Source organism: Phosphitispora fastidiosa, from assembly GCF_019008365.1.
Taxonomy (GTDB): Bacteria; Bacillota; Thermincolia; order Thermincolales; family UBA2595; genus Phosphitispora; species Phosphitispora fastidiosa.
On record NZ_JAHHUL010000025.1, the window covers coordinates 1 to 11,604 of the forward strand.

General features: G+C 38.8%; 11 protein-coding genes and 1 pseudogene. 6 read left to right on the top strand and 6 right to left on the bottom strand.

Annotated elements, in window-relative coordinates; genetic code table 11:
• The 4 genes and pseudogenes from Ga0451573_RS17230 to Ga0451573_RS17245 all read right to left on the bottom strand — a co-directional run.
• Positions 1-284 (bottom strand): annotated as a pseudogene (locus Ga0451573_RS17230) (hypothetical protein); the annotation flags it as partial.
• 328 nt (positions 285-612) lie between these two features.
• Positions 613-1,290, bottom strand: a complete 678-nt coding sequence (locus Ga0451573_RS17235) for a LuxR C-terminal-related transcriptional regulator (RefSeq protein ID WP_231685403.1) — start codon at positions 1,288-1,290, stop codon at positions 613-615.
• Between the two features lie 94 nt (positions 1,291-1,384).
• Positions 1,385-3,070: a glycosyltransferase family protein gene (locus Ga0451573_RS17240; RefSeq protein ID WP_231685404.1), complete on the bottom strand. Its 1,686-nt coding sequence runs from the start codon at positions 3,068-3,070 to the stop codon at positions 1,385-1,387.
• Between the two features lie 58 nt (positions 3,071-3,128).
• Positions 3,129-3,770, bottom strand: coding sequence for a class I SAM-dependent methyltransferase (locus Ga0451573_RS17245; protein WP_231685405.1), 642 nt, complete (start codon positions 3,768-3,770; stop codon positions 3,129-3,131).
• Between the two features lie 172 nt (positions 3,771-3,942).
• Here Ga0451573_RS17245 and Ga0451573_RS17250 point away from each other — a divergent pair, with 172 nt between their 5' ends.
• Both Ga0451573_RS17250 and Ga0451573_RS17255 read left to right on the top strand, forming a co-directional pair.
• Positions 3,943-5,292 carry a nucleotide sugar dehydrogenase gene (locus tag Ga0451573_RS17250; protein WP_231685406.1) on the top strand — a complete coding sequence of 450 codons (1,350 nt, stop codon included), beginning with the start codon at positions 3,943-3,945 and terminating at the stop codon, positions 5,290-5,292.
• Positions 5,276-6,415 (top strand): glycosyltransferase, encoded by a 1,140-nt coding sequence (locus Ga0451573_RS17255; RefSeq protein ID WP_231685407.1) that lies wholly within the window; start codon positions 5,276-5,278, stop codon positions 6,413-6,415. Before Ga0451573_RS17250 ends, Ga0451573_RS17255 begins: the two co-directional genes overlap by 17 nt.
• 74 nt (positions 6,416-6,489) lie before the next feature.
• Here Ga0451573_RS17255 and Ga0451573_RS17260 read toward each other — a convergent pair whose 3' ends face one another.
• Complete coding sequence (locus tag Ga0451573_RS17260) at positions 6,490-7,266, bottom strand: glycosyltransferase (RefSeq protein WP_231685408.1); 777 nt, start codon at positions 7,264-7,266, stop codon at positions 6,490-6,492.
• 16 nt (positions 7,267-7,282) lie between these two features.
• Entirely contained in the window at positions 7,283-7,987 is a 705-nt protein-coding gene (locus Ga0451573_RS17265; protein ID WP_231685409.1) for a glycosyltransferase, read from the bottom strand.
• Between the two features lie 182 nt (positions 7,988-8,169).
• Between Ga0451573_RS17265 and gmd the strand changes: the two genes are divergently transcribed.
• From gmd to Ga0451573_RS17285, 4 genes are read left to right on the top strand one after another with little or no spacing between them, the layout of a single operon-like run.
• Positions 8,170-9,207: a GDP-mannose 4,6-dehydratase gene (gene gmd, locus Ga0451573_RS17270; RefSeq protein WP_231685410.1), complete on the top strand. Its 1,038-nt coding sequence runs from the start codon at positions 8,170-8,172 to the stop codon at positions 9,205-9,207.
• A 13-nt stretch (positions 9,208-9,220) separates the two neighbouring features.
• The gene (locus tag Ga0451573_RS17275) at positions 9,221-10,093 is read left to right on the top strand and encodes a GDP-mannose 4,6-dehydratase (RefSeq protein WP_231685411.1); all 873 of its coding nucleotides are present in this window, start codon (positions 9,221-9,223) and stop codon (positions 10,091-10,093) included.
• Positions 10,094-10,140: 47 nt separating this feature from the next.
• Positions 10,141-10,584 carry a hypothetical protein gene (locus Ga0451573_RS17280; protein WP_231685412.1) on the top strand — a complete coding sequence of 148 codons (444 nt, stop codon included), beginning with the start codon at positions 10,141-10,143 and terminating at the stop codon, positions 10,582-10,584.
• Positions 10,585-10,620: 36 nt separating this feature from the next.
• A complete protein-coding gene (locus Ga0451573_RS17285; protein WP_231685413.1) occupies positions 10,621-11,427 on the top strand; it encodes a hypothetical protein in 807 nt (268 codons plus the stop codon).
• The last annotated feature ends 177 nt before the right edge of the window (positions 11,428-11,604 follow it).

An 11,604-nucleotide genomic window follows, 5' to 3' on the forward strand; every position in this document is an offset into this window, starting at 1 on the left:
CTGGATGTGATTTCGATTGGACCACTAACGGCGACACTTCCACTGATACCGGCTGTTACTGCTCCACTTATCCCAATTGCGCTGCTGGATGTGATTTCGATTGGACCACTAACAGCGACACTTCCACTGATATCTATAGAACCGCTGACCCCAACAATACCTGACGTGCTCATTACACCACTTGTACTGGTCAGCAGTGGTTGAACATCACCTGCACTATCAGTGCCATATATCTTTATCTTTGCCTGTTCAGGATTATCCTGAAAAATTTTATAGTTAGGCATTCTTTTTATCTCCTTTCCTCAAAAAATAAAAAGCTCGGATATCTGGGCCTACGCTATACTATGAAATAAGTTTACACATTGTCACAATTTTAGTTATGTAAAATTCTGTCCTTTCATTTTAGTTCGCATTTCTGCCCATGAACTCCATTGTAACTAACTGGACGCATCTCGCCACCACAGGCTTCACAACTGAATCTTGGTGGCACTGTCGGGCATGGGCTAATTTCATACTTTCCTATGCGTCTAGAAAAGCGCCCATGCTTGGGTGCACTACAAAAAGGGGCACTCCGTTAAATCAGAGCGCCCCTAGGCTGATGACAAAGCAGCATTAGCCGCTGCTTTCACGAGCGGCCTTGGAATATGGTTTAGTCAGGTTATTTTTGACGGCATAGGCAGCAGCTTCTGCCCTGTTGCTGAAATTTAGCTTGCTAAGAATACCACTGACATAGTTTTTAATGGTATTGTTGCTTAACATCAATATCTGGGCAATTTCCTTATTGGTTTTCCCATCGGCAATCAAAACCAGGATTCGTCTTTCCTGCGGATTTAACAGCACATCCTTTTTCTCGGGAGCAGAAAAACTGTTCTTTACCCTGGCTATCACCTTTGAAGTAATTGACGGGTCCAGCATAGATTTCCCTTCATGTACCATTCTGATTGCCCTGATAAGTTCTTCACCCTTCATCTGTTTGGGCAGTAAGCCGATGGCGCCTGCCGAAATGGCCTCAAAAATGCTGTCTTCATCAGAAGGGGAGATTAACATAATGGTCTTTGTGTCCGGGTATTTTACATTGACCCTTTTACACACTTCAACCGCACAACCATCATTAAGGCGGGAATCCATTACCAGGATATCAGGATTATATTGACCCATCTTTTTCATTACATCCGTACATACCGCGGCCTCACCGATAACTTCAAAATCTTCCACACGTTTAAGAATGAAACTGATACCGAGCCGGAAAACTTCATGACTGTCAGCAACCAGGATCTTGAGTTTCTTCATGTTTTCCTCCCTCCAGAATTTCCACTACAGTTCAGTCCCCCGTCATATTACTTTTCGACATGTCCTTCCGGATTCCTTCAAATTTTGCGAATTGTCAGACTAGTAAATGTTGGGCATTAGGACATTTCTTCAATGTTTGCGAGAATAATTTATGCAAAGCTGCCGAAGAATTAATTGAATTAATATATACGAAATTGAATCTATCTGCAGAATATATTTTGAGTCCATTTTTTAGGCACTCATTTAAAAAAGCCGGGAATATATTGGAAAAAGTCGGGAACATCCTCTCAGTTGTATCTACCAATTTTACTTTTTCCATTATTTCCTTTTTAACAATCATTGCTGACCCCAGTAAGGAATCTACATAGCGGTATTCCTTATCGGGAAACCGTATAAAGAAAGCTCTAACATCTTCTAAATAGGTGTAATACGTACACTTTCCGACAATTTCAGCCCGGCTGTATCGAAAAGCGTTCATCAAATCTCCGATAAAGTCAGGTGCATAATAGTTGCTTTCTTCAAAAAACGAAATATAATCAAACCTTGCCCTACTGACACCATCATTTATACAATTCGCCGGAGTTTTTTGTTCCTCATAAAGACAAATCTTCATGTTGTTATCAGGCTTAATTCTGTCTTCCCAGACTTGTAAATTTATACTGCTTTTATCTATTATTATAATTAACTCTTTGTGGGGATATTTTTGTCGTTTAAAATTTGCAATGATACTTTCCATAAAATGCTGCCTGTTTACCACTGAAATAATGGATACTCCGGGGTCCTCCTCACAATTGTATTTCAAACCGACAATTTTACTAATTGTCTCCATCCTATGTGTATACGTATGTTTTTGGAACACTTCTCTTTGTCCGAGCAGTGACAGCCGGTCTCTAAGATTTTTATCCTTTATTAATATATTCAGGTGTCTTTCTGCATCTTCCTCAGTATTGCATAATTGAACAATTCCCGGAAACATATTTTTAACTGCTAATGAATCATTACTAATAACATTAATCCCACAGGCCAGTAATTCGATAACCCTTCTTGACATCATAGTAGGACTTTCTTTGACTATGTTCACATTCAAAAATATATCATATTTTTTATAGGTAGATACCATTTCTTCGTAAGGTAAGTATCCTTTAATATAAGGCTGATACATCTTCGGGAATTGATAATGTTTATTAATCGTAAAGTTATGCATCCTGTCATAAATATGCAGTCCATATTTCAAAGCCGGATTAAACAGCATCTCCATATCTTTCTGTCTCAAAGGGTGTAGTTGATACCATGTGCCTGCAAATGCAACTTTCCCTAATTTTTCAGCATCCTTATTAATTGGGTTATGGATTGAAATTTGTGCGGCAAAGGGCAGGAGGTATACTCTATCATGACCTGTAATCGCCTTATATCGTGGGATACAGTCCGAATCAGTGGTAAAAATATAGTCAAAGTTTTTAGCAATTTTGATAAAGTGATTAAAATGGAAAGGGTCTTCCTTATTCCAAAATACAGTAGGAATGTTATGCTTCTTACACCAATCAACCACGCTTTGGGATGAATTAACACCTTTATAGTTCAGACGAAATAGTTTTGTGAAACTCTGGTTCCATGCAGATTCAATGAACAACAGGTCCGGCTTCTCACATATTAATGTGTCCTCCCATTTTTCAGCATCCAGCGAAATCAAATTAGCTTCGTATTTAAAACAGGTGTAACTAAAATCATCTAAAATGGAGGCTATTTTAGGCAAAACAGCTCTTTTGTTGCACTTAATCATCTTTCCACCTTCCAGTTTTCCTCCAGTTCAATCTTATAAATAAGTATCCCTGTCTAATTTATCTAAAAAAACTATAGAAACCGCTAAAGTTCTGTTTAACTCCGAGATAAAATTCCCATGAATGGCATTTTGTATGGTGCAAAAGCCTAAATCCCGCTTTTGATATAAGTTTTCTGACATCCTTAACGCTGAAATCCTGTACGTGGTCCGACGTTTTTTCGGGGGGCATGAGACCTTTGGATGGTACGGTAACAATGGCCCAGCCGCCATTGGCTAAAACACTGTTGGCTTCTCTAAGCATTTTTAGCGGAGTATGTACGTGTTCAAGTACTTCCGCCATAATAACTGTATTATAGTAATTTTTATTTAAGTGCCTTAAATTGCACCCATCACCCTGGATACAATTAATATTTTTTACATGGTTGAGGTTTGCCATTTCTCTGCATTGGGATACAAATGCGGCATCAATTTCCAAAGCATCATACTTTACGATATTTTTTTTTGTTTTACAAATCGCAATAGCTAGATATCCCCTGCTTGGCCCGATTTCCAGAACTTTATCCCCATACTCATATTCCATCATCATAGCTATTCGCTTCAACTGTTTTTCACTGGAAGTAAACTTTTGCCAGTAATCATCAGGAATTTCTGCAATCTTTAGGATATTTAGCTGAACGATTTTCTCCACATCATTATCCATGTTGAAATCCTCCAATCACAATAATACCCGGTAAATGGCCTGATTTTTAATCGGGATTTTCATGGTGTAACAGAAACATTTTACAGTTCATATTATACCAGTAGGTTAGGTTTTGTTATCTTTTATAAACAGTAAAGTTTCTTTACTATTTAAATGTGGCGGAGGTATTTATATGTCAAACTCTTTAAAAGAGAAATTTTTTAATAAAAGCGCGAAAGTTGCAGTTGTAGGATTGGGCTATGTCGGGCTGCCTCTGGCTGTTAGCACAGCAAAAGCAGGTTATGAGACTCATGGAATCGACGTAAGTCATGACAGAATCAAAAAAATCCAATCAGGAGAATCATATATTCTTGATATAGATAGTATGGAGTTAAAATCTTTGCTGGGGAGGCGTTTGTTTGTTGATAATGATTTTTCCTCGCTAACCGTTGCAGATGCTATTATAATATGTATTCCAACCCCTTTAGATAAAAACAAGGTGCCTGATCTGTCTTATATAAAGGATTCAGTGGAGCAGATTGCTAATTATATGAAAGAGCAAGCGCTTATAATATTGGAGAGTACTTCATATCCGGGATCAACACAGGAACTTATAACTTCGGTAATTGAAAATAAAAGAAAACTAAAGGTCGGAAGAGACTTTTATGTTTGTTTTTCTCCCGAAAGAGTCGACCCTGGAAACAAAAATTTTAATATACAAAACACCCCTAAGGTAATAGGTGGAGAAACTGCAAATTGTTTGGCTATGGGTGTAGCGCTTTACAAGCATATTTCAAAAGATGTTGTTCCTGTTAGTGCAACAAAAGTAGCCGAGATGGTAAAACTTCTGGAGAATACATACAGAAGCATTAATATTGCATTTGTTAACGAGTTGACACAACTGTGCGAAAGAATGGGTATTAATATCTGGGAGGTTATTAATGCTGCAGCTACTAAACCGTATGGTTTCATGCCGTTTTACCCCGGCCCTGGAGTCGGCGGACACTGTATACCCCTTGATCCCATGTATCTATCTTGGAAGGCTAAGTTATATGGTCATTATAACAGATTTATTGAACTTGCCAGTGATATCAACGAGAACATGCCAAGATATGTAGTTGGAGAAATTGCAGACATATTAAACAACGAAGGGCGGCCTATTAACCGGTCTGTTATTCTGCTATTGGGGGTTGCCTATAAAAAAGATATAGATGACTTTAGAGAGTCTCCGGCGCTGACTATTCATTCCATATTGGAGGAAAAAGGCGCTAAGGTTCAATATTACGACCCGTATATTGAACGTTTTAATCTTAATGGTAAGATGGTAAAATCAGTGACCCTGACCAGTGAGGTCATCTCAAATGCTGATATCGTGGTCATATTAGCCGACCATAACACCGAAAATTACGAGACAGTGGTTAAACATGCAAAAATCGTATATGACACGAGGAATGCAACAGAAGGTATCGTGACAGATAATGTTATCCTGTTGGGAAATTGTAGGTACGCTAAGGAGATAATGAATTATGAGACAAAGCTTTGAAGAATTGCTTGAATCTGCAGGTCCTATTGATGTCAAAGCCCTTAGGACCATCAAACCGAATGGCAGAGGTATAATATTCATACCTACAAACGGGGCAGGTTTGGGACATCTCACCAGATTGCTGGCTATAGCAAAAAGGCTAAAAAAGCGAATTCTTGACACGGAAATTATTTTCTTCACTACAAGTCTTGCAAAACATCTGATTATACAGGAAGGCTTTATCGGATACTATTTCCCGACGAAAACTCTTTTTGATTCTCATGTTACAGCATCACGGTGGAATAATCTATTCTTGAAGCAGCTAAGCGATATACTCAAATATCATAATCCCCAGATGCTGGTGTTTGATGGGACTTTCCCTTACCTCGGACTGATTCAGTCAATGAATCAATTAGATTTAAAAAAGATCTGGATAAAAAGGGAAGGGAGCAAAGTTAATGATAGTGATAAAAGGGGTAAAGAAAAAGAGAAATTTTTTGATTTTGTTATAACCCCCCGTGAAGCAGGGTTATCCACTTCGGAAGATACAGGCCGTATATACTGTAACCCCATTATTTATCTGGAAAAATCTGAACTGCTGGATAGAAGCCAACTCCTGAAGCAGTGGAAGGTCCCGGAGAACTCCAAAGTAGTATATATACAACTTGGCGCCGGTAATATTAATAATATCACCAATGATATAACAGTATTGATTCAAAATTTGAAGCAAAGGAAGGAAATATTTATCGTAATAGGAGAATCAATCATAGGCAAAAAATTGAAAATACCGAAAAATAATGTCATGATATTGAGGGATTACCCAAATTCACAATTTTTTAAGGCTTTTGACCTGGCAATTTGTGCCAGTGGCTATAATTCATTCCACGAGTTGATGCATTTTGGGGTGCCTTCAATTTTTATACCGAATCGTGAAACAATAAAAGATGACCAGTTTGGGAGAGCCATGAGGGCTGTTCAGGCAAATGCAGGAATGATTTTGGAGAACTTAACGCCTGAGTCAATAAATAATGCGGTAGAAATATCGTTGAATAACAGAGATCCCCTGTCGAAAAACGCCATGTCACTGGTACCGGACAATGGGGCAGATTCAGTGGCACAGTTTATCGCTGCTCATTGTCATTGACGGATAACAAAAAAGAAATGTGCGAAAACTAACCTCGCACATTTCTTTTTTTATTGTCAAAGGGATAGGATTTATCATTCCCTTCCGGTGAACTCCTCCAAAATCCTTTTTATCTCCTGCTTATCGGTTATTTCAGGACCAAAAACAGCTTTTGTTGGGGCTGCATGGTCACCCCATACATTCAATACATCAATTTCTTTTCTGGGCCTCCAGAAGCTTGCTCTTTCAAATGAGATTCCGCTGTTTTTTCCATGGCAGTGATTGATATAACAAGGGTCTTTAAAAACTTCATGGGGATACTCCAGAGTGCTGGTCCAACCCTTGCTGAGATTGTATCTCAGTCCTTTCTGGTAGTCTTCTACTTTATATACAAAAACACAAAAGCTGGGAGCATAAAAGTAAAATTTCACAAGCCTGTTCTGGATGGAATCATACATATATCCATAAGGGCAAAGAATAACGACATTATTAGTATTTTGCAGCTTATAGTCATGCATACGCTGAATAAAATCAGTGCGATACATATCATCGCTTTCCAGGTGTATGTAATATAATTCCTCATACCCATCAATATATTCAATAATCTTTTTATCCAGTTCTCTCTCAGTTATAAAATCAACATTTTCGGGAAGCGGCTGATTACAATCGAGCGCCTGTTTAATATAATCATTGGTAACTGGATTATAAAGGACAAACACCTTAAAGTCCTGATTTGTCTGTGCTTTCAAACTTTTAAGGGTGTAGTTCATAAAAATCGATATACGATAATCAATCCATTCTTTGGTAAGAACTTCTTGTGTACCTGTATAGCTATTAAAACCGATTTTAACTATAATTCCTTTGCCTGACAATTAAAAAACACCTCACCTATATACTTGACCCCATGAAATCCTTTAATATTGCATCATATTCATCTTTATCCGTAATTACTCTTGAGTCCTTCCATTTAAACAGGTGTGCGCCATTCATGAAATTGCATGTATGGATTACGATTGTATAATTGCTTCTGTCGAGAATTTCGTGGGGAAGCTTGATAGCTGCTCCGTGGGTTCCGGGAATAACATGCCTTATGCCTTTAAGATAGTCTTCCACCTTATAAACCAGTGTGTAAAAAGAAGGTGATACCTGGAAATAAGTTGCTAATTTGTTGTTTACAGAATCATAAACATATCCCTTCTGGTTAATTAAAACCTGGGTTTCTTCTTTTGGATTATAGTCATGAAGCTGCTGTATAAAGGATGTGTGGTACAGGTTATCCGAATCGATGCGTACTATATATACATGATCATATCCTTTGATGTTATTTATAACGTTTTTTTCACTGGGAGTGACAAACTTGACATTGTCAGGAAGTTTTTCATGATTGCCCAAGGCATCCATTACCAGGCTTTCGGTCACCGGGTCATAGTTAACAAGAGTTAAAAAATCCTGATTTGTCTGATTTTTCAAGCTACGTAAGGTAAATTTATTGAATACTCCTATTCTCTCATCGATCCATTCTTTTGTTAATCTTTTATCGGTAAACCTGTGTGTATTAAAATTTATGTTTACAATTATTTGTTTTTTTCCCACAAAAATCAACCCTCTTTTTATAAATATTTTAAAAATTTATATATATAACATAATATGTTTTCTCTATAAATTCGTTACTACCGCATGTTTAAGGTTAAAAATTATTCTCTATGTAACACATTTTATAACTTAACATAAGATGTAATAGATAATTTTAATAATGACTTAATGTGGTGGTCGATATGAAAAAAGCATTTATAACAGGAATAACGGGCCAAGATGGTTCATACCTGGCAGAACTTCTTTTAGATAAAGGATATGAGGTGCATGGTCTTGTACGAAGATGCAGTAGTCCCAATACAGTAAGAATAGATCATTTGCTTGAAAACTCTGAGACAGATAATAAAGCACTGTTCCTGCATTACGGGGACATGTCCGACTCAGGCAGCTTGATCAGGCTGATTGAACAAATTCAGCCTGCCGAGATATATAACCTCGCAGCACAAAGCCATGTCCAGGTGTCTTTTGAAATACCGGAATACACCGCAGAAATTGATGGAGTAAGCACCTTGAGAATTCTGGATGCTATTAAGGAAAGCGCTATTAAATCCAGATTTTATCAGGCTTCTACCAGTGAACTCTTTGGTGGTCTTCCGGCAACGGTTCCACAAAGTGAAACAACTCCTTTCTACCCGAGAAGCCCATACGCTGCAGCAAAGCTGTATGCGTACTGGATAACGGTTAATTACAGGGAAGCCTTTGAAATGTATACCTGTAACGGCATACTTTTCAATCATGAGTCACCACGAAGGGGAAGCACCTTTGTAACTCAAAAGATAGCTGCCGGAATTGCAGACATACTGAATAAAAAGCAGGATAAACTCGTTCTGGGTAATTTGGATGCAAAAAGGGACTGGGGCTTTGCCGGAGACTATGTCGAGGCCATGTGGCTGATGCTCCAGCAGGAAGAACCTGATGATTATGTGATAGCAACGGGCGAAACCCATTCTGTCAGGGAGTTTTGCGAACTGGCATTCAGGTTTGCCGGAATAGACTTTGAATGGACGGGTGAAGGGATTGATGAAAAGGGTATAGATCGTGCTACAGGAAGAGAACTTGTATGTATCGACAGCAGGTATTTCAGGCCGACTGAAGTTGCCCTGCTCCTTGGTGACCCATCAAAAGCGAAGCAGAAGCTTGGGTGGGTGCCAAAGACTTCATTCCCGGAATTGGTGAAAATGATGGTTGATGCTGAATTGAATCACAGGAGGCAGAAATAATGGGGAAAGTAGAATGACTGCACTTATTTTCGGTGCCGGAGGACAGGATGGCTTTTATCTAAATAGGCTGTGCGTGGAAAAAGGATATCGGCCGGTTGGCATTTCACGTTCCGGAGATTGGCTAAAGGGAGATGTTTCAAATTACAGCCAGGTGAAAGATCTGATAAAATCCTTCAGGCCCAAATATATATTCCATTTGGCGGCATGCTCTTCAACCAAACATGATGCACTCTTTGATAACCACGCAGCTATATCTACCGGTACAATAAATATTCTTGAAGCCGTATACAGGCACAGCAGGCAAACCAGGGTATTTATCACAGGAAGCGGATTGCAGTTTGAAAATACCGACAAACCGATTTCCGAAAGGAACGAGTTTGATCCAAATAGTCCTTATTCCGTCTCACGTATTAATTCTGCATATACTGCAAGATATTTCCGTTCACTTGGAATTCAAACTTATATAGGTTATTTGTTTCATCATGAAAGCCCTTTGAGGAAAATACAGTTTGTCAGCCAGAAAATTGTATCTGCAGCCAAAAGAATTGCCCAGGGAAGCTCTGACAAACTTCAGATTCGAAGTATATCTGTAGAAAAGGAATGGACCTTTTCCGGAGATGTTGTCAGAGGAATGCTAACCCTCATGGAACAAGATCAGGTATATGAAGCGGTGATTGGAAGCGGGAAGGCCTATTCAATAGAAAAATGGCTTGAGCTTTGCTTTGGTCTTATTGGAAGGCATTGGCAGGACCATGTCTGTATCGATGAAGACTATAAGCCTGAATACACCCGGTTGGTATCCGATCCTTCCACTATGTTTTCCCTGGGATGGTCTCCAAAGGTGGGTATGGAAGAACTGGCCCGTATGATGATGACGACCACGTAATGGAAATTTACAGCTGACCACAATATCATATGTAAAGGAGTATCTTTATGGCCGAATCGCTAGGTTCATTGTTTGACAAACTTAGTATTCTGGAGCTGAAACATTGGCACTCCCAAGATGAAGTACAGCTTGAAAACATTTCAATTCAAATACGGCAGATCCAGAATGAAATAAATGAGTACATCGGGAATGCGGTTCAAGGACTTATTCCACTGGAATTTATCCACCAACCTTCCAATAAGGTTTACAAAAAGGAAGGGAACGCAGTGCCTGATATTAAAGGCAGTATAGGAGAAGTTGTACTGCAGCTTGCCGAAGTGAACTGCAAGTTGTGGCATCAACAGGAAAAAGTTTATGAGTTTGAAAAGGTAGAACCCGATGAGAAAGATGGTGTTATAAAGCAGCTGGCAATTTTGAATCTTGAAAGGAACAAATGCATAGATGAAATAAATCTTCAGTTCTATAAACTGTTAAACAACCAAAAAGCTTGAAATATCAATAGAGGTGATATTGAAGGAGGATTAAAAATGCACTTTTTTATTCACAATAGTATCCATGCCGGCGATATAATTTATACTCGCCCTATTATTAAAGCAATCAAAGAGAGCTTCCCTGATGTTAAAATAACTCTTGAATGCTTGGAGGCAAATAAATATCTGTGGGAGGATATGGGGTTACCTGTAATGACTTTCAAAGTAAACAGGCGATATTTTTCTACTACTATCCCAACACCGAACTGCCCCTCTGATGCAGTATTTATCAATTTGTGGTTTGGCGTGTACACGGATATTTTGCGCACTTATCAACTTACCTATTATAACACTGTGCATACCTTCAACCGTTTTATGCAGGAAAAAGGTTTGAGTCATTTATACCAACTTCCTATACCCCAATTTACTCCGTCCATTGAGTTTTACTCAAAGCAGCATCTGCCTATGGAAGTTGCTGAAAACAGTGTTCTGGTAGAAAACGGCGAAGTCTTTTCAAAGCAAAATAATTATCCATTGAATGATCACCTTGAACAGATTGCAAAGGCTTTCCCGGAATTAGTCTTTTATTGTTCGGCAGAACCTACGTTTAAAGCATCAAACGTTGTTGATTGCAGCAAGTTGAATTTGCTTCAGCTGTCGGAGCTGAGCAATTACTGTAAAGGTTTTGTAGTACGCGGCTCAGGTGTAAACGCTGCAACCTTTACTGAGCCCAACCGGTTTAAGCCTCGGTGCTATGTTGGGATGACCAGGCCAATGACAATATGGCTCGATAATAGAAACCCACCCGTTGAGGTCAAGGATGTAACTGGAGTTTTAAGCTTTTTACAGACACTGGCAAGCTAGGACTCTGACTTATCCGATTGATTTGGTTATAATAGAAAGCCAGGGTGGAGATTATCTTAATGAGTAAAAGGCTGGGTGGCATTGGTATGCAAGCGACAGCTTGCATACCAATGCCACCTTTTCTTTATGTCAGCCTAAATATTCCTTTATAACGACAAAGTTCAGCTTATCTAGGAT

Bases quoted from the DNA above. Each gene is read 5' to 3' on its own strand.
- Ga0451573_RS17235 (WP_231685403.1), bottom strand. From the start codon at position 1,290: ATGAAGAAACTCAAGATCCTGGTTGCTGACAGTCATGAAGTTTTCCGG.
- Ga0451573_RS17240 (WP_231685404.1), bottom strand. From the start codon at position 3,070: ATGATTAAGTGCAACAAAAGAGCTGTTTTGCCTAAAATAGCCTCCATT.
- Ga0451573_RS17245 (WP_231685405.1), bottom strand. From the start codon at position 3,770: ATGGATAATGATGTGGAGAAAATCGTTCAGCTAAATATCCTAAAGATT.
- Ga0451573_RS17250 (WP_231685406.1), top strand. From the start codon at position 3,943: ATGTCAAACTCTTTAAAAGAGAAATTTTTTAATAAAAGCGCGAAAGTT.
- Ga0451573_RS17255 (WP_231685407.1), top strand. From the start codon at position 5,276: ATGAGACAAAGCTTTGAAGAATTGCTTGAATCTGCAGGTCCTATTGAT.
- gmd (WP_231685410.1), top strand. From the start codon at position 8,170: ATGAAAAAAGCATTTATAACAGGAATAACGGGCCAAGATGGTTCATAC.
- Ga0451573_RS17275 (WP_231685411.1), top strand. From the start codon at position 9,221: ATGACTGCACTTATTTTCGGTGCCGGAGGACAGGATGGCTTTTATCTA.
- Ga0451573_RS17280 (WP_231685412.1), top strand. From the start codon at position 10,141: ATGGCCGAATCGCTAGGTTCATTGTTTGACAAACTTAGTATTCTGGAG.
- Ga0451573_RS17285 (WP_231685413.1), top strand. From the start codon at position 10,621: ATGCACTTTTTTATTCACAATAGTATCCATGCCGGCGATATAATTTAT.